At 72.9% G+C, this 17831-nt stretch carries 15 protein-coding genes and 1 pseudogene; 8 read left to right on the top strand and 8 right to left on the bottom strand.

Translation table 11 applies throughout. The annotated features are described in order from the left end of the window. Nucleotides 1-83 precede the first annotated feature (83 nt). The 4 genes from ACFP1Z_RS08340 to ACFP1Z_RS08325 all read left to right on the top strand — a co-directional run bounded on the left by ACFP1Z_RS08340 (nt 84) and on the right by ACFP1Z_RS08325 (nt 6087). Nucleotides 84-1187 (top strand): nitronate monooxygenase, encoded by a 1104-nt coding sequence (locus ACFP1Z_RS08340; RefSeq protein WP_390315279.1) that lies wholly within the window; start codon nt 84-86, stop codon nt 1185-1187. A 54-nt stretch (nt 1188-1241) separates the two neighbouring features. Beyond that, the gene (locus ACFP1Z_RS08335) at nt 1242-1994 is read left to right on the top strand and encodes a 16S rRNA (uracil(1498)-N(3))-methyltransferase (RefSeq protein ID WP_390315278.1); all 753 of its coding nucleotides are present in this window, start codon (nt 1242-1244) and stop codon (nt 1992-1994) included. A gap of 313 nt (nt 1995-2307) precedes the next feature. Then, the gene (locus tag ACFP1Z_RS08330; RefSeq protein ID WP_390315277.1) at nt 2308-3063 is read left to right on the top strand and encodes a response regulator transcription factor; all 756 of its coding nucleotides are present in this window, start codon (nt 2308-2310) and stop codon (nt 3061-3063) included. Between the two features lie 327 nt (nt 3064-3390). After that, nucleotides 3391-6087, top strand: a complete 2697-nt coding sequence (locus tag ACFP1Z_RS08325; protein WP_390315276.1) for a M4 family metallopeptidase — start codon at nt 3391-3393, stop codon at nt 6085-6087. Nucleotides 6088-6133: 46 nt separating this feature from the next. Here ACFP1Z_RS08325 and ACFP1Z_RS08320 read toward each other — a convergent pair. The 3 genes and pseudogenes from ACFP1Z_RS08320 to ACFP1Z_RS08310 form a co-directional block, all read right to left on the bottom strand. Further along, nucleotides 6134-6571 (bottom strand): annotated as a pseudogene (locus ACFP1Z_RS08320) (GtrA family protein); the annotation flags it as partial. Between the two features lie 68 nt (nt 6572-6639). Beyond that, nucleotides 6640-8268, bottom strand: a complete 1629-nt coding sequence (locus ACFP1Z_RS08315; RefSeq protein WP_390315275.1) for an ArnT family glycosyltransferase — start codon at nt 8266-8268, stop codon at nt 6640-6642. Beyond that, nucleotides 8265-9521, bottom strand: a complete 1257-nt coding sequence (locus ACFP1Z_RS08310) for a glycosyltransferase (protein WP_390315274.1) — start codon at nt 9519-9521, stop codon at nt 8265-8267. Before ACFP1Z_RS08310 ends, ACFP1Z_RS08315 begins: the two co-directional genes overlap by 4 nt. Before the next feature lie 233 nt (nt 9522-9754). On the opposite strand from ACFP1Z_RS08310, the gene ACFP1Z_RS08305 reads away from it, so the two are divergent. From ACFP1Z_RS08305 to ACFP1Z_RS08295, 3 genes are all read left to right on the top strand, one after another. Next, the gene (locus tag ACFP1Z_RS08305; RefSeq protein WP_390315273.1) at nt 9755-10414 is read left to right on the top strand and encodes a hypothetical protein; all 660 of its coding nucleotides are present in this window, start codon (nt 9755-9757) and stop codon (nt 10412-10414) included. 200 nt (nt 10415-10614) lie between these two features. Continuing rightward, nucleotides 10615-10974 carry a histidine triad nucleotide-binding protein gene (locus tag ACFP1Z_RS08300; protein ID WP_390315272.1) on the top strand — a complete coding sequence of 120 codons (360 nt, stop codon included), beginning with the start codon at nt 10615-10617 and terminating at the stop codon, nt 10972-10974. Nucleotides 10975-10979: 5 nt separating this feature from the next. After that, nucleotides 10980-11888, top strand: coding sequence for a ribonuclease Z (locus tag ACFP1Z_RS08295; protein ID WP_390315271.1), 909 nt, complete (start codon nt 10980-10982; stop codon nt 11886-11888). Between the two features lie 12 nt (nt 11889-11900). Here the strand turns inward: ACFP1Z_RS08295 and ACFP1Z_RS08290 are convergent, their stop codons facing one another. Together ACFP1Z_RS08290 and ACFP1Z_RS08285 are read right to left on the bottom strand one after the other, a co-directional pair. Next, the gene (locus ACFP1Z_RS08290) at nt 11901-12695 is read right to left on the bottom strand and encodes an HAD family acid phosphatase (protein WP_390315270.1); all 795 of its coding nucleotides are present in this window, start codon (nt 12693-12695) and stop codon (nt 11901-11903) included. A 166-nt stretch (nt 12696-12861) separates the two neighbouring features. Next, entirely contained in the window at nt 12862-14193 is a 1332-nt protein-coding gene (locus ACFP1Z_RS08285; protein ID WP_390315269.1) for a 6-phospho-beta-glucosidase, read from the bottom strand. 70 nt (nt 14194-14263) lie between these two features. On the opposite strand from ACFP1Z_RS08285, the gene ACFP1Z_RS08280 reads away from it, so the two are divergent. Continuing rightward, nucleotides 14264-15439 (top strand): carbohydrate kinase family protein, encoded by a 1176-nt coding sequence (locus ACFP1Z_RS08280; RefSeq protein WP_390315268.1) that lies wholly within the window; start codon nt 14264-14266, stop codon nt 15437-15439. A 138-nt stretch (nt 15440-15577) separates the two neighbouring features. Here ACFP1Z_RS08280 and ACFP1Z_RS08275 read toward each other — a convergent pair whose 3' ends face one another. The 3 genes from ACFP1Z_RS08275 to ybeY form a co-directional block, all read right to left on the bottom strand. After that, complete coding sequence (locus ACFP1Z_RS08275; RefSeq protein ID WP_390315267.1) at nt 15578-15937, bottom strand: cytidine deaminase; 360 nt, start codon at nt 15935-15937, stop codon at nt 15578-15580. A gap of 63 nt (nt 15938-16000) precedes the next feature. Beyond that, on the bottom strand, nt 16001-17335 hold the full coding sequence (locus ACFP1Z_RS08270; RefSeq protein ID WP_390315266.1) for a hemolysin family protein: 1335 nt from the start codon (nt 17333-17335) through the stop codon (nt 16001-16003). Continuing rightward, nucleotides 17332-17829: an rRNA maturation RNase YbeY gene (gene ybeY / locus ACFP1Z_RS08265; RefSeq protein WP_390315265.1), complete on the bottom strand. Its 498-nt coding sequence runs from the start codon at nt 17827-17829 to the stop codon at nt 17332-17334. The genes ACFP1Z_RS08270 and ybeY overlap by 4 nt, the downstream gene beginning before the upstream one ends. Between the last annotated feature and the right edge of the window lie 2 nt (nt 17830-17831).

Below are 17831 nucleotides of genomic sequence, written 5' to 3'. Positions count from 1 at the left end.
CCCCGCACGGTAAGCCTCAACAGGCGTTACGGCCCCCCAGGGTTCGATTCGGCGCGCGACGTCGCCCATGACACGATGTGGCCATGGCTTACGAATCCAGGGGGGCCGCCGCGCTGACCGGGCTCTTCCGGTGTCCGATCGTGCAGGCCCCCATGGCGGGCGGCGCGTCGGGGCCGGCGCTGGCGGCGGCGGTGTCGGAAGCGGGCGGTCTCGGTTTCCTCGCGGCCGGGTACAAGACGCCGGCGGCGATGTACGAGGAGATCAAGCAGCTGCGGGCGCGCACCTCCCGCCCGTTCGGTGTGAACCTGTTCATGCCGCAGCCCCCGGCGGCCGATCCGGCCGCCGTCGCGGTGTACGCCGAGCAGCTGGCCGCCGAGGCCACGTGGTACGAGACCCCGCTGGGCGATCCCGACCAGGGCTGCGACGACGCCTACGACGCGAAGCTCGCGATCCTGCTGGACGATCCGGTGCCGGTGGTCTCCTTCACCTTCGGCTGCCCCGAGCGCGCGGTCGTCGAGGCGCTTGCCCGTCTGGGGACGGTGACGGTCGTCACGGTGACGTCGGTCGCGGAGGCGCGGGCCGCGCGGGCGGCGGGCGCGGACGCGCTGTGCGTCCAGGGCGTGGAGGCGGGCGGCCACCAGGGCACGCACCACGACGACCCGCAGGCGGACGGTACGGGCGCGGGCCTGGGGCTGCTGCCGCTGCTGACGCAGGTCCGCGCGGAGGTGCCGGGGATGCCGCTGGTCGCGGCGGGCGGGCTGATGCGGGGCGCGCAGATAGCCGCCGTGCTGGCTGTCGGCGCGGTCGCGGCGCAGCTGGGCACGGCGTTCCTGCCCTGCCCGGAGTCGGGCGCGCACCCGCTGCACAAACAGGCGCTGACGGACCCGATGTTCACGGGTACGGAGCTGACGCGCGCGTTCTCCGGGCGTCCGGCGCGCGGGCTGGTGAACCGGTTCATGCGGGAGCACGGCCCGTACGCGCCCGCCGCCTACCCGCAGGTGCACTATCTGACGGCCCCGCTGCGCAGGGCGGCCGCGGCGGCCGGTGACCCGCAGGCGGTCAACCTGTGGGCGGGGCAGGGGCACCGGCTGGCCCGCGAGCTGCCGGCGGGCCGGCTCGTCGAGGTGCTCGCCGCCGAACTCGGCGCCGCGCGGGGCGAAGTGACCCGCGGGACGCCGGCCCCGTAACCGCACGGCACGCAACACCCGCACCAACACGCAAGAAACGCAAGGGAGCGCGACATGACGGCCCCGGTCTTCCTGGTCGAGGAGGGCGCGCTCACAGGCGTCTTCCCCGGCACCCTCTTCCCCCTGGGCGGCCCCGAGGGCCGGCACGCGGTCTCCGTGCGGCGGCTGCGCGTGGGCGAGGAGATCACGCTGACGGACGGGGCGGGCAACGGGGCCTTCGGCACGGTCGCGTCCGTCGAGGGCAAGGACCGGCTGGAGGTCGCCGTCACCTCGGTACGGTCCGAGCCGCTGCCCGAGCCGCGCATCACGGTCGTCCAGGCCCTGCCCAAGGGCGACCGGGGCGAGCTGGCGGTGGAGACGATGACGGAGACGGGCGTGGACGCGATCGTGCCGTGGTCGGCCGCCCGCTGCATCACCCAGTGGAAGGGCGAGCGCGGGGCCAAGTCGCTGGCCAAGTGGCGCTCGACGGCCCGTGAGGCGGGCAAGCAGTCGCGGCGGCTGCGTTTCCCGCCGGTCGCCGAGCCGATGACGACCAAGCAGGTCGCGGTGCTGCTCGCGGACGCGGACTTCGCGGCCGTCCTGCACGAGGAGGGCCACAGCGCCCCGCTGGCGACTGCCGGACTGCCCGCCTCCGGCAGTATCGTGCTCGTCGTCGGACCCGAAGGGGGCGTCTCCCCCGAGGAGTTGGCGGTCTTCGCGGACGCGGGCGCGCGTCCGTACCGGCTGGGCCCCAGCGTGCTGCGCACCTCCACGGCGGGTACGGCGGCGACGGCGCTGCTGCTGGGGCGTACGGGCCGCTGGTCCTGAACCGGCCCGTACGGCCCGTACCGGCGGCCCCGGAGCGTGCGCCGGAGTGGGAAAGGCGCAGGCCAGGAGCGCCGGATAGGAAGTCCTTCCTATGGCACGGGCCCCGCGTGTGCCGCAGGATCGAAGGCGTGGGAGGCGCCGCCGCCGACCGCGGGGGATTCGGTGGCGGCGCCCTGCCGACGGACCGCGGGGCCGACGCGAACCGGCCAACTCCGCCGTCCTGTACGGTCCCGGCGCCGGAGGGGAGGGCCGGGGCTGCCGTCGCACGCCTGCCCGGCTGGGCTCCTGGCGTGCCGTTTGCCATGCTGCGTACATGGCACAGCTCCAGATCCGGGACTACGAGCGCATCCTCGACCTCGTCCAGGCGGTGCTCCACGAGGGCGACCCCGACTCCGCGTGGCATCTGACCGCCGAGCGGCTGCACGCCGCGGTCGGCTGTGTCTCGGTGATCCTCGCCAGGCTGCCCTCCGACGGGCTGCCGGGCGTCGCCGACGGCTGGTCCCCGTACTGGCTCGGGCCCGACGTCGGTGAGCTCATCGCGCGCCGTATGGAACAGGGGCACCCGATGGTGCCGTATCTGCTCGCCGGGAACACCGATCCGGTCCGGGTGACCGACCTGTGCGACGACTGGCGGCAGGCGCCCTGGTACACCGAGGCGCGGGACCTGTGCGGTACGACGCAGCAGATCGCGCTCCCGCTGCCCGGCGGCCCGCCCGGCCACCGGGCCCTGAGCTTCGGGCGCGTGGGGGACTTCCACGACCGCGATGTCGAATTCCTGCGGCGCGTCCAGCCCTTGCTCGTCACCATGGACAGCCATCTGCGGGAGCTGAGCCGGCTGCGGGCCGCCGTGGCGGCCGCGCCCACCCCCGACGACCACGGGCTCACCCCGCGCGAGACGACCGTCCTGGGGCTGCTCGCGGAGGGGCTCACGACCCAGGCGATCGGCCGCCGCCTGGGGATCTCCCCGCACACCGTCAACCGTCATCTGGAGAAGGTCTACCGGAAGCTCGGCGCGAACAACCGGGTCACGGCGGTCGCCCTGGCCAGGCGCGGCGGACTGGTGGCATAAGGGACCGGAACGGAATATTCCCGAGCCAACTGGAACCATCGCGACCGAACGTCCGGAATCCGACCGGGACTTCCCGCACTCCATTGCCGAGCCGCCGCACGTGCCGCTTGCATGTCCCTCGCCCGAAATCCACAGGCGCTCGACATCCACAGGCGCCCGAACGCCATCAGCGTGTCGCGGAGGGGGAACACCTTGCGCAGCAACCGAGCACGTAAGGCGAGACCGAGAAGATCCACGGGGAGCGGAGCGTCCAGACCACACAGCGGCATATCCGGAATATCCGGTGCGGCGGCGCTGATCGGCGCCGCCGCACTCGTGGTCACGGCGGTGCCCGCCCACGCGGCGCAGCCCAAACCCCCGGGCCCCGGGGAGGTGGTCCCCGGGCAGCGCACCGAGACGCCCGCGCTGGTCGAGGGGATCCGGGAGGCGGCGAAGCCGGACGCCAGCGCGGCCGACGCCGCCCGCGGGCACCTGGCCGACAAGAAGAGCCGCTACCGCATCGCCGATCCGCAGCGCGACCTGAAGCCCGTGGGGACCACCACCGCAGGACGCACGGAGATCGTGCGCCTCCAGCAGAAGTACCGGGGCATCGACGTCCTCGGCGGGCAGTACGTCGTGCGCATGGAGAACAGCGGAAGCAAACGCGTCGTCACCGGCACCTCCGGCAAGTACTTCACCGGACTGAAGGCCGCCACCGAACCACAGGTCGAGACGGACCTCGCGATCGAGCGGGCCGTCGACGCGGTCACCGCGGGACTCCCCGCGCCGGGCGGCGGAGGCCAGGAGCCCGAACTGACCGGCACCGACCAGGGACTGGTCGTCCTGCCCAAGGGCGAAGGCGTCCTCACCCGGCACATCACCGTGCGCGGCACCGCCCCCGCCACCGGCGAGCCGGTCCTCCAGGAGGTGTACGTCGACGCCGCGTCCGGATACCCGGTCCTGCGCTACAGCTCCCTCAAGACCTTCGAGGGCCCGCAGCCCTTCCCGGCCGCGGGCCCGGCAGCGCGGGCGGCGCACCGCAGCGAAGCGGCCGCCGACGGCATCCAGGGCTCCGGCGCGAAACTCGACGGCACCACCGTCCCGTTGCAGATCACCCGCGACGACGCCCGCAAGCTGTACGTGCTGCGCGACCGCACCCGCTCCCAGGACACCAGTGAGAAGAACCGGATCGCCACCTGGGACGCGCGCGCCAAGAGCGTCGGCGACGTCTCCGGCACCTGGCCCTGGGACATCAAGGAGTTCGCCTCCCCGGCCCCGGCCTTCGGCAAGGACGCCACCGAGGCGGGCGCCGTCGACGCGCACTGGGCCGCCGGCAAGGTCTACGACTACTACAAGCAGCAGCACGGCCGCACCAGCCTCGACGGCCGGGGCATGGCCCTCAACTCCCTCGTCGGCGTCAGCTGGTACGGCATGCCGTACGTCAACGCCTTCTGGGACGGCACCAAGATGGTCTACGGCAACGGCGACAAGGAGTACCGGCCGCTGTCCGCCGGACTCGACGTCGTCGGCCACGAGATGACCCACGGCGTCGTCCAGAACACCGCCGACCTCGTCTACGCCGGACAGTCCGGCGCCATGAACGAGGCGCTGGCCGACTACTTCGGCAACGCCATCAAGACCGACACCTACGGCATCGCCATGGACAGCCCCGACTCGGGCCTCCTCGGCGACACCCTGTGCCGGACCAGGACCCCCCGCCAGTGCGCCATCCGCGACATGAACGACGGACGGACCACCTCCACGTCCTTCCTCGGCGTCGCCATCGGCACCGACAACGGCGGCGTCCACCTCAACTCCACCATCTTCTCCGGCGCGTTGTGGGACATCCGCAAGGACCTCGGCGGACCGCTCGCCGACAAGCTCGTCTACACGGCGCTCAGCGCGTACCTGACCCCGCTCGACGGCTTCACCGAGGGCCGCGCCGCCGTCCTCGCCGCCGCCCGGGACCTCAAGCTCACCGACGGCCAACTGCGCGCCGTCGAACGCTCCTTCAACGCCCACGGCATCGTGCCCGGCTGGGAGCTCGCCATGGGCGTGGACTCCGACGTGCTGCTCGCCGCCGTCAACACCGACGGCTCCCGCGTGGGCGCGGGCGGCGGCTGGTGGGCCGCGTCCGCCTCCAACGAGACCGGCACCGAGCCGTACTCGGTGTGGGCCGGCCGTACCGACGGCAGCGGACAGCGCAAGCTGATCAGCCCCAACAACGGCGCCTACAACGTGCACCCGGCCACCGACGGCAAGACCGTCGTCTGGCAGTCGTACCAGCGCCGGGTCGTACGCGTCCTGGCCCGGCCGATCGCGGGCGGCCCGGTCAAGGAGCTGTACGTCGCCCGGCGCGGTGTCGGCAACGTGCGCGTCGAGGGCGACATCGTGACGCTGGACGTCGGCTACCCCGCCCGGCACCGGCACGTGATGTACACGCGGCTCAGCGACCCGACGCACCGCTGGACCCCGGTGGACGCCGGCGGCACGACGTCCCTCGACGGATCGATCGGCCACGGCCGGATCGCCTACACCACCTACGACTTCCGCAAGAAGTCCTCGGACGTGGAGATCCTCGACCTGAGCACCGGCAACCGCACGCGGGTCCAGCAGCCCGCCTCGGCCGCCGGCTTCGGCCCCACCGCCATCAGCGGCAACAGCGTCTACTGGCTGGCCCCCGGCGCCACCTGGAAGGACCCGACCGTGGTGCGCCGCGCGAACCTCGACGGCACCGGCGTGAAGGACCTCACCCCGGCGCAGGGCCCGGACGCCCTGCGCGCCGTCGGCCTGACGGCCTCCGACGACGCCCTGACCGTCAGCGCCGTCAGCGTCCAGCCGGCCGACAGCCGGCCGCGCAACGAATCCCTCGCCAAGCTCTGGCAGTTCACGGCCGACGGCTCCCCGCGCGGCCGGGTCTCCTGCAACCGCGGTGAGCAGTCCGCCGCCGCCGCGGCCGGAGGCCGGCAGGTCGTCTGGGTCGACGCCACGACCGGCTCCACCGACCTCGTCACCCGCAACCGCCCGGCGGGCAACTGCGGCTGACCGGAACGGACCACCGCCGGGGCCCCGGACCGCGCGTCCGGGGCCCCTATGCGCACGTACGGCCCTTGCGGGACGCCAGGCGCCCGGCACGCGGCAGGTAGACGAGGGCCTCCGTGGCCGCGAAGCGCACCACGAAGGTCGTCAGCAGGGCGAGCGCGGTCGCGGGCAGCACCCCGATCCGCACCACGCCCACGAACAGGGCGATCAGCGGAATGCGCAGCAGCAGATCGGCGTTGGCGAGCAGCGCGAAGCGCGCGGCACGGTCCAGCCAGTGGCGGTGCCGCCGCCGGTCGCGGAAGAGCACCACATCGATCAGCAGGAAGTTCCACAGCACGCCCGCCTGGTTCGCGGCGATCTCCGCGGGCACGTAGTGCAGCCCGGCCGCCGTGAGCAGCTGGAGCGCAAGGAGGTTGGGGGCGAAGCCGGTCAGGCCGATGAACCCGAACAGCAGCATCCGCACGAAGGGGGGAGCGGTGCCCAGCCTGCCGAGGACGGCGGCGAGACGGCCCCCGTCGGCGCGCTCCGCGGCCTCGGCGCCGGTGCCGGAGAGCGTCATCGGGCGCTCCCGCGGGCGACCCGGCGGATCTCGATACGGTCCGCTCCCCCGCCGAAGACCGCGACGGGCCGGGAGTGCTCCAACGCGCCCTCGACCACGGGCAGGTCGACGGCGTCACGGCGCACCGTCGGGGAGGCCACCACGTAGTCGACGTCCCGCCAGCCGTGCGGCAGCCGCGCCCTGATCGCCGGGTCGAGGTCGGCCTTGTAGAACCAGATGGCGCCGGTGCCGGGGGAGTAACCGCGGTGCACGAGGTCGAGCCAGACCGCGTCGTCGGCGAGCACCCGCGCCCGGCCCGGGTCGGCGACCTTCCCCCGGTCGCCCAGCCAGGAAACGGCCTGCCGGTAGGGCCCGTTGAGCTCGCGGGTGACGGCCGCCCGGTCGCCGTCGTACCAGCGCGGCACGGTCCAGCCCAGCGCCCCGCCCGCGAGCAGCAGGACGGCCGTCCAGCGCGCCGCGTACCAGCGCCGCCGGAAACCGGGAGGGGTGTGCAGGATCCGCGCGGGCACGGCCGCGGCCAGCCCCGCCAGGCACAGCGCGAGGAACGGCAGCAGCTGGATGACGTACATCGCCGGCAGATAGCCGGAGGGGCGCAGCACCATCGCCGTCAGCGCGGCCACCGCCAGGGCCGGCCCCAGCAGCCGGCGGCCCGTCGTTCCCGGCCGCCGGGCGGTGACCAGCAGGACGGACGCGGCGGCGAGCCCGGCGAGCGGCAGGACACGGTCGTAGTACAGCCACGAGCCGAGCACCCGCCGCGCGCCCGTGCCCGGCGACAGCACGAAACCCGAACCGGCCCTGGTGAGCTGGTACTTGATGCCGTCGGCGAGCGAGACGTGGTCCGGTCCCGGGAACAGCTCGTGGTGGAGCAGCGCGAACAGCGGATAGGCGAGCCCGGTCAGCACACAGGCCGTCACCGCGCCCGTCACCGCGAACTTCCGGGTGGCACGGTGACTGTGCTGCCACAGCGTCACCAGCAGCGCCGGCAGCACGATCAGCATCGTCTCCTTCGACAGCACCGAGACCGCCGCCGCGAGCCCGGCCGCGAAGTGGTGCCACAGATGACGGCGCGGCGAGGCGGCCAGACAGAAGGCCAGCAGCATCCACACCACGGCGATGTTGTCGAGGAAGATCTGCCGCTGCAGCACCACCGACAGCGGCGAGAGCCCGTAGAGCAGCGTCGCGAGCCCCGCGACCCAGTGCGGCAGCCCCAGCCGGCGGCCCAGCGCGTAGCACAGGACGGCCCCCGCCGCGCTGACGGCCAGCATCGCCCAGCGCATCGGGGCGACCGTGAACAGCTCCGGGGAGACGACGGACGGCAGCCAGGTGACGGCGGCGAGCTGCAGCCAGCCCAGCGGCGGGTGGTCGTACCAGTAGGTGTAGTGGGCCAGGCCCCGGCCCTGCTGGACGGCCCACGCCTGGGCGAGGTAAGTCCCCTCGTCGTCACTGAGGTTGGGATAGCCGGTGATGTTCCAGCCCTGCACGCACAGGACCGCGCACAGCAGCGCCCCGCACAGCAGCACGTCCGGCGGGGAGTTGCGCAGGCGCAGCACCGGGCGGACCCTGGCCCGGGCGTGCCGGGGCCCCGCAGCGGGCCGGGCCGGTGCGGTGGGGAGGGTGGCGGTCACGAAAGGGCGTCCTCTCGGGTCAGATGCGCGCCGACGTGCCGGGTCAGTTCCCATTCGCCGCGGCCGCGCTGCTCCCGCCACACCGCGCGGATCGCCGCGACGGCCAGCAGCAGCTGGTAGAACGGCCCGCCGACGACGAGCTTGACGTAGTGGACGAAGCGGACACGCAGCCCGTACTGCGCGCCGAAGTCGTGCAGCCCGACGACCTCGAAGACGAAGGTGACGAAGGCCGTCACCGCCGGCAGGAAGGTGAGCACGGCGATGTGCACGGGGACGTGCAGGACGAGCGCGACCAGCACGTTCAACGGGATGACCACGCCGGTGAACGCCTGCATGAAGGGCGTCATCAGGGTGTGGCGGGCGAGCATGCGCTGCCCGAGCGTGGGCAGCCGGCGCCAGTCCCGCTTGCGGAAGACCTGGAGGAAGCCCTGGTTCCAGCGGGTGCGCTGCCTGAGCAGGCCCAGCAGGGAACCCGGCGTCTCCTCACGGGTGACCATCTCGCTGTCGTAGGCGACGACCACGCGCTTGCCCGCGCTGGACAGCCGTACACCCAGATCGCAGTCCTCCGCGAGACAGTCCGGATCCCAGCCGCCCGACGCGCGCAGCACGTCCGTGCGGACGAAGACGGTGTTGCCGCCGAGCGGGATGAAGCCCTTCTGCGCGTGCAGATGGAGTCTGCTGCGGAACCAGAAGAAGTACTCCAGGCAGTTGCGCAGGCTGTACCAGCTGGAGTGGAAGTTGATCAGCTGGACGCCGCCCTGCACCACGTCGGCGCCGGTGGCGCGGAAGGCGTGGTCGACGTGCGTGAGCAGCTCCGGGTGCACCTGGTCCTCGGCGTCGAAGACCCCCACGACCTCGCCGAGGCAGTGGGGGAGCGCGGTGTTGAGGGCCCTGGGCTTGTTCTTCACCGCGTGGGTGTCGGTGATGACCCGGACCCGGTTCGGGGAGAGGGCCGCGACCAGCTCGGCGACCTCGGCGGTCCCCGGATCGTCATGGCCGACGATCACCAGGACCTCGAAGCGGCGGTGGGTGGACCGCAGCAGCCCTCTGACGGTGTGTTCGAGCACGGCCTGTTCGTGCCGGGCCGGCACCAGCAGCGAGAACGACAGGGCGCCCGCGCCGCTCGGGGGCTCGAAACGGGTCGCGGCGAGCGTCTCCGGGGTGCGCCAGGCGTGCATCTGCCACCAGAGCGTGAAGGCCGCGATCCAGAACAGCGCCAGCGACACCAGGCAGACCACTACGGACGTGAGCAAGGAAGTCCCCCCTAGGACCCTCGCGCGACCCCCCGGTGCGCGCGTGTCTCTCCTTCGCAGGAGAAAGCGTAGGGGGAGCGGGTGAAAGTCAGGCGCTCAATGGAGAAAACCCGTGATTCCGAACTTGTGGGCGACGGACGGGAGTTGGCGGAGAAATGTGCCCCCGGCGCACGGGCGCACGGCCGCCCGGAGCGGCCTTCCGCCGGGGCCCGGCCGATGGGAAACTGTCCCGTATGGGTGCATCGCGGCGCTCAAGAGGCGGAAAGGCATGGTGTGCGGCAGGCGCGCTGGCGCTGCTCGCCCCGGCCGCCCTCGCCCTCACCGGATGCGAACCGGCGGGCGGCGGGCTGGACGTGTCCACGGTCTCCTACACCACCGGCGACCTGGCGGCCGCGCGGCTCAAACAGGCCGGATACGACGTGGCCTGGCTCGACTGCCTGGGCAAGGCGGACGCGGGCGGCGGCACCCCGGCCTCGGGCTCCCCGCGCCCCGTGACGGCCGTCGGCGTCGACTGCAAGGGCATGACCGCCGACAAGCGCGCGATCATCGTCTACGGGCGCGTCACCGGCATCGACGGCACCTCCTGCCTCCGGGGCCGGCTGACGGCGAAGGTCGCCGGCAAGGAGGTGTTCACGGCGAGCGTCCTGGGCGACTGTTCGGGCACGGGCACGGCGACGGGCAGGGCCACGGGCACCGACACGGCCGCGCCCGGCACCCCGACCGCGGAGTGCACCTGCCCTCCGGGCGCCTCGCCCTCCCCGACGGGCGCGCCCCCGAAGAAGCCGCAGAAACCCCAGAAGCCGCCGCACAAGCCACCGCCGTCCCCACCGTCCCCGACGTGCACACCGGACCCGCCCGGCGGCAAGCAGCAGCACCCTCCGGCCGCCAAGTAGCCTCGGCGCGAGGCGCGTTGCCGAAGCGGGCGGACACAGCGCCGTACGGCCGGGTGCGACAGGGGCGGCGCCCTCGCCCAAGGCCGTACGGAACCGGGTTCCGCACCGGACCCGTCCCGCCGCCCGGCACCGTCAGGTGCCCCCGGTAACATCCGGTCCGTACGATCCCGTACGGACCCACGACCCGGGAGGAGCCACCGGTGGCGGGAGAACCGCAGGCCGACTGCCTGTTCTGCAAGATCGTCGCCAAGGAGGTGCCGGCGACGATCGTCCAGGAGACCGACACCACCGTCGCGTTCCGGGACATCAACCCCCAGGCGCCCACCCACGTCCTCGTGATCCCCAAGGCGCACTACCCCGACGCCGCCTCCCTCGCGGCCGCCGAGCCGGGGATCGCCGCCGACATACTGCGCGAGGCCCGCGCGGTCGCGGTCATGGACGACATCGTCGACAAGGGCTACCGCGTCGTCTTCAACACCGGCACCGGCGCCGGCCAGACCGTCTTCCACGCGCACGCGCACGTCCTCGGCGGCCGCGGCCTGAACTGGCCTCCCGGGTAGGCGTCTTGTCCGTCCGCGAACTCGTCGTCCTCGGCACCGCCAGCCAGGTGCCCACCCGGCACCGCAACCACAACGGCTACGTCCTGCGCTGGGACGGCGAGGGCCTGCTCTTCGACCCCGGTGAGGGCACCCAGCGCCAGATGGTGCGGGCCGGGGTCGCCGCCCACGACCTGAACCGGATCTGCGTCACGCACTTCCACGGCGACCACTCGCTCGGACTCGCCGGCGTGATCCAGCGGATCAACCTCGACCGGGTGCCGCACCCGGTCACCGCGCACTACCCGCGCAGCGGACAGCGCTTCTTCGACCGGCTGCGCTACGCCACCGCCTACCGGGAGACGGTGGACCTGGTGCGGGAGCCGGTCTCCGGGCGGGGCGGGGAGCTCGCCCGTACCCCCGCCTACAGCCTTGAGGCGCGCCGGCTCTCGCACCCCGTGGAGTCCTACGGCTACCGGCTCGTCGAGCCGGACGGCCGCCGCATGCTGCCCGAACGGCTGGCCGCGCACGGCATCACCGGCCCGGACGTGGGCCGGCTGATGCGCGAGGGCGAGCTGCGCGGGGTCACCCTGGACGAGGTCAGCGAGGTACGGCGCGGGCAGCGCTTCGCGTTCGTGATGGACACCCGGCTGTGCGAGGGCGTGCACGCCCTCGCCGAGGGCTGCGACATGCTCGTCATCGAGTCGACGTTCCTGCACGAGGACGAGGCGCTGGCCACCGAGCACGGCCATCTGACGGCCGTGCAGGCCGCCCGCGCCGCCGCCGACGCGGGCGTGCGGCACCTCGTCCTCACGCACTTCTCGCAGCGCTACGACGACGCCTCGGAGTTCGAGCGGCAGGCCCGGGCGGCCGGCTTCGACGGCGAACTGACCGTCGCCCGGGACCTGTTGCGCGTCCCCCTCCCCAAACGGCGCTGACGACGGCGGCGGTTACGGCAGGTAGTACATCGGGTTCGGCAGCTTGTACGTACGCTCCGCGTAGCCGCCGCTCAGGTCGCTGTACTGGTCGCCGAAGTTGGCGACGATGCGGTAGCCCTGCGACTCGATGTGCTTGCGGGTCCCGGACTTGAACTCGATCGTCGAGCAGGCCGAGCCGCACGGCAGGTAGGCCGGCGGGTTCTTCTTGTTCTTCAGGTAGAAGTGCTCGGCGTCGGCGGCGGGCTTGTAGCCGGCGTTCTTCAGGTTGCGCACGCTCCACTCGCGCTGGTGCTCGTCCCGGCCGGTGACGAAGAAGACCGTCACACCCTTGGACTCCGCCCAGTTGACGAGCTCCGGCATCCCGAAGACCGGGCCCATGTCGGTGGACTTCAGATACGCGTCCTGCGACTCGGGCGTGAAGTGGAAGCCCTGCTGCAGCTCGTAGTTGTACGTCAGCAGCGTCGTGTCGTCGACGTCCAGCACGATCGCCGGCCGGCCCTTGGCGTGCTTGTTCCTCACCGCGCGGTCGATCTGGGCCTTGGCCTTCTTCTGGATGTCCGCGAGCTGCTTGGCGTAGTTGCTGCCCGGCGACGCGTAGTGCTGGCCGTTCTTGTCGACGGTGTCGCCGTAGAACGCCTTGATCTTGTCCTCGACCTGGGTCAGGTTCGGGATCTCCTTGTCCGTGCGCGGCGTGGAGTGATCGGCGCTCGCCGCGCCCGCGGTGTACAGACCGGCGCCGAGGGCGAGTGCCGCACCGGTGGCGGCGATCTTGACGCGCTTGGAGGACAGGGAAAGGGAGGGGGACACGCGGTGCTCCTGAATGGCAAGGATGATGCAGCGCGAAATTAGGGGGCGGGGTGGGGTGAGGCAAGACCTTTGAGCACAGAGAGTGCAACGTCACATCTGTGACAGGATGATCTCCGATGTGCAGGCAAGCACCCCACCCGCACCCCACCCCACCCCCGTACGCCCCCTACGCCGCGTACTCCCGCATCCGTTCCAGAATGCGTGCCGCCACCGCCGGCGAGTCCACCAAGGGATGCAGGGACAGGGCCCGCAGAGCCGCCCCGCGGTCCTCGCCGACCGCCGCCTCGATCGTCGCCCGCTCCACCGCCTTGAGCTGGAGCATCAGCCCGAGCTGATCCTCGCGCAGGGGCGCGGACGGCACCGGCTTCGCGCCCCGCGCACTCACCTCGCACACGGTCTCGATGATCGCCTCGGGATCCAGCTCCGGCACCGTCTTGCCGTTGCGGACGTTGAGGACGAGCCGCGTGCGCTCGTCGCGCGCGATGGCCCGCATCAGGGCGAGCGCCACCCGGTCGTAGCCGCCGCCCTCCAGATCGCAGGAGTCCCGCTCCCAGCCGCCGCTGGCCGCGCGGCTCTCGGCCATGTACGTCTCCTCGCGCCGCAGCCGGGTCCGCTCCCACAGCTCGTACGCCCGTTCCGGCGCGAGCGCCGCGTCGCGGAAGAAGCCCGACTGCTGCCGGTCGAGGAACTCCCCGCGCGTCTCGTCCCCTTGGAGGACCGAGTGCAGCGCCTCGCGCCGGAAGTAGTAGTAGTGCAGATACTCGTTGGGCAGCAGGCCCAGCGCCCGCAGCCACTCCGCGCCGAAGAGTCTGCCCTCCTCGAAGGAGGCCAGCGCCCGCTCGTCACCGAGCAGCCTCGGCAGCAGCTCCTCCCCGTCGAGCGTCAACGAGCTGAGCCAGCCGAGGTGGTTGAGACCCACATAGTCGAAGACGATCCGGTCCGGATCCGCGCCCAGCGCCCGCGCGGCACGCCGCACCAGCCCCACGGGGGAATCGCAGATGCCGATGACGCGCTCACCCAGCACGGCGGCCATCGCCTGGGTGACCATCCCGGCGGGGTTGGTGAAGTTGATGACCCAGGCACCGGGGGCGACTTCGGCGATACGGCGCGCGAGGTCCAGCGCCACGGGGATCGTCCGCAGCCCGTACAGCACGCCGCCCGCGCCGACCGTCTCCTGCCCCAACACCCCCTCGCCCAGGGCGATCCGCTCGTCGCGCACCCGCCCCGCCGTACCGCCCACCCGGATCGCCGAGAAGACGAAGTCCGCGCCGCGCAGGGCTTCGTCAAGCTCGCGCACGACCCGTACGGAGGGCGCGTCCGGCACCCCCGCCGCCTGCTCGGCCAGCACGGTCTCGATCACCTTCAGCCGGCCCGAGTCCGTGTCGTACAGCACGAGTTCCGTGCAACGGCCGGGCGCCGCCCGCCGTGCGTCGTCCAGCAAGGCCCGGTGCACCAGAGGCACCCGGAATCCGCCACCACCGAGAATCGTCAGCCTCATGGCCGGAACGTACCGCAGGATCGGGCACACTGTCCGTCACCCGCACCCGAGAGAGGAGCAGCGAGCGAGCATGACGACCACTTCGCCGCACGCGGCACGTCAGCAGGGCTTCCGCAGCGAGCGCTTCCAGGGGCGCGAGGGGTGCGCGTCCGACGGCTTCGAAGGGGCGGCCCCCGCCCTCGACCCGCTGGCCGACGTACGGGCGCCGGGCGATCCGCTGACCGACGTCTATCTGACCGGAACCGTGTTCCTCGACATCATCCTCACCGGCCTGGACTCGGCCCCCGTGCGCGGGACCGAGTCCTGGGCGCGCGGCATGGGTTCGAGCCCCGGCGGCATCGCCAACATGGCCACCGCCCTGGCCCGGCTGGGGCTGCGCACCTCGCTCGCGGCGGCGTTCGGCGACGACATGTACGGCGAGTACTGCTGGGACGCCCTCGCGCGCGGCGAGGGCATCGACCTGTCCCTCTCCCGCACCGTGCCCGGCTGGCACTCGCCCGTGACGGTCTCCATGGCCTACGAGGGGGAGCGCACCATGGTCTCCCACGGCCACGAGGCACCCCCGCCCGAGGAACCCGCCCCCGAGTGCCCGCCGCCCGCGCGCGCCTGCGTCGCGCTGCTGGAACCCGGCGCCCGCGAGGAGTGGATCGCCGCGGCGGCCCGGCGCGGCAGCCGGGTCTTCGCCGACGTCGGCTGGGACGACTCCGGCCGCTGGGACCCCGCCGACCTGGCCGACCTGGAGCACTGCGAGGCGTTCCTGCCCAACGCCGAGGAGGCCATGCGCTACACCCGCGCCGAGGACCCGCGCGCCGCCGCCCGCGCGCTCGCGGAACGGGTCCCGGTCGCGGTCGTCACGATGGGCTCGGAGGGCGCCTTCGCGGTGGACGGCGGGACGGGGGAGAGCGCCGAGGTACCCGCGATCGCCGTCGAGGCCCTGGACCCCACCGGCGCCGGCGACGTCTTCGTCGCGGGCTTCGTCACCGGCACCCTGGCCGGCTGGCCGCTCGCCGACCGGCTCGCCTTCGCCGGACTGACCGCCGCCCTGTCCGTGCAGGAGTTCGGCGGCTCCCTCTCCGCGCCGGGCTGGGTGGAGATCGCGGCCTGGTGGAAGCACGTGACCTCCTACGACGACCTGCCCCCGGCCACGCTGCGCCGCTACGCCTTCCTCGACGGCATCCTCCCCGCGGCCGTCCGCCCCTGGCCCCTGCGCCGGGCCGTGCCCACGCTGGGCTTCCGGCAGCCGTGACGGGGGCGGGTGCCCGTCCCGCTCACGTCACGCGGCGGTGCCTGCGCAGGGCCGCCACCACCATCACCATGGCGAACAGCGGCAACGCGATCCCCGCCGCGAGCAGAGGCCGTCTCTCCTCCCGTGCCACCGCGCCGCTCACCCGGCCGTCACCACGGCCCGCACCGTCCCGTCCGGCCCCGCCAGCAGCACGCGCGTGGCCGGGCCGCCCAGGTCGCGTACCGCCGCGCGGTCCTCGTCCGTCACAGCCTCGGCGTCCGAGACGACGGCCGCCGCCTCCAGGGACTTCGCTCCGCTGGCGACGGCCATCGCGACGGCGGTGCGCAGGGCGCTGAGGCGGAGCGAGTCGAGGGCGACGGTGCCGGCCACGTACGTGCGGCCGGTCCCGTCGCGTACGGCGGCGCCCTCGGGTACCGCGTTGCGGGCCCGTGCCGTACGGGCCAGGGTGACGATCTTGCGGTCCTCGGGGTCCAGGGGGGTCTCTGCCGTCTCCGTCATACGGGGAGCATAGGCGGCGGTCCGGCCGCCATGATCAAGAGGGCGTGATCAGGAGGCCGGTGGTCAGGAGACCGTGGCCTCCCCGTCCCGGGCCTCCTTCGGCTCCGCCGGTTCGACCAGGACCGTCACGATGCGGTTGCGGCGGCCCGCCGGGGCCTCCGCGACCAGGCGCAGGGCGGCCGGGCCCTGCTCGTAGTGCTCGTGGCGCCCGTACACCGCGAGGTCGACGACGGCCGTCGCGCCCGCGATCGGCACCCGGCCCAGGGACTTGGCGAGGAGGCCGCCCACGGTCTCCACGTCCTCGTCCTCGATCTCCAGCCCGTACAGCTCGCCGAGGTCGCCGAGGTCGAGGCGGGCGATGACGCGGTAGCGGCCCTCGCCGAGGTCCTCGACGGGGGGCAGCTCACGGTCGTACTCGTCGGTGATCTCGCCGACGATCTCCTCCAGGATGTCCTCGATCGTCACGATGCCGGCGGTGCCGCCGTACTCGTCGATGACGACCGCGCAGTGGTTGCGCTGCTGCTGCATCTCGCGCAGCAGGTCGCCCGCGTTCTTGGTGTCGGGGACGAACACGGCGGGCCGCATCGCTGTCGAGACCAGCTCGGACTCGGCGTCCCGGCTGATGTGCGTCTTGCGGACGAGGTCCTTGAGGTAGACGACGCCGACGATGTCGTCCTCGTTCTCACCGGTCACCGGGATCCGGGAGAAGCCTGAGCGCAGTGCGAGGGTGAGCGCCTGCCGGATGGTCTTGCCGCGCTCTATGACGATCAAGTCGGTGCGCGGGACCATGACCTCGCGCACGAGGGTGTCGCCGAGTTCGAAGACCGAGTGCACCATGCGGCGCTCGTCGTCCTCGATCAGCGACTCCTTCTCCGCGAGGTCGACCAGCGCGCGCAGCTCGGCCTCGGAGGCGAAGGGGCCCTTGCGGAAGCCCTTGCCGGGGGTGAGGGCGTTGCCGACGAGGATCAGCAGCTGCGGCACCGGGCCGAGAACCCGGGCGAGCGGCACCAGCACCTGCGCGGCGGCGATCGAGGTGCCGACGGGGTGCTGGCGGCCGATCGTGCGCGGGGAGACCCCGACGGCCACGAAGCTGACCAGCACCATGACGACGACGGCCACGGTCAGCGCCTGCCAGGTCTCCGCGAAGGCGCTCAGACACAGATAGGTGACGGTCACGCCCGCCGCCATCTCGCAGGCGACACGCAGCAGCAGCGCCAGGTTGAGATAGCGGGTCGGGTCGGCCGCGACGGCGGCCAGCTTCCGCCCGCCGCGCTTGCCCGTACGCAGCGCCTCCTCGGCGCGGAACGGCGAGATACGGGCGAGCCCGGCCTCCGCGCAGGCGGCGAGCCAGGCGAGGACGAGCAGCAGGACCGCGACCGCGATCAGCCGGCCGGTCACGTGAACGTGGGGGCCGGGGAGGGGCCCTCGATACCGCGCTCCGCGCGCCAGCCGTCGATGATCGCCGCCTGGAGGCCGAACATCTCGGCCTTCTCGTCGGGCTCCTCGTGGTCGTAGCCGAGGAGGTGCAGAACGCCGTGGACGGTGAGCAACTGCAGCTCCTCGTCCATGGAGTGCTTCGTCGGCGCGTCCTCGCCCTGCTTCTTGGCGACCTCGGGGCACAGCACGATGTCGCCGAGGAGGCCCTGCGGCGGCTCCGCGTCGTCCTTCGCCGGCGGACGCAGCTCGTCCATGGGGAAGGACATCACGTCGGTGGGGCCGGGCAGGTCCATCCACTGGATGTGCAGCTGTTCCATGGCCTCGGCGTCGACGACGATGACCGAGAGCTCGGAGAGCGGGTGGATGCGCATCCGGGCGAGCGCGTAGCGGGCGACGTCGAGGATCGCCTGCTCGTCGACCTCGGTGCCGGATTCGTTGTTGACGTCGATGGCCATGG

The sequence above is a fragment of the Streptomyces gamaensis genome, from assembly GCF_042656465.1.
Classification (GTDB): Bacteria; Actinomycetota; Actinomycetes; order Streptomycetales; family Streptomycetaceae; genus Streptomyces; species Streptomyces gamaensis.
This window is presented reverse-complemented; position numbering and strand designations above follow the sequence as displayed.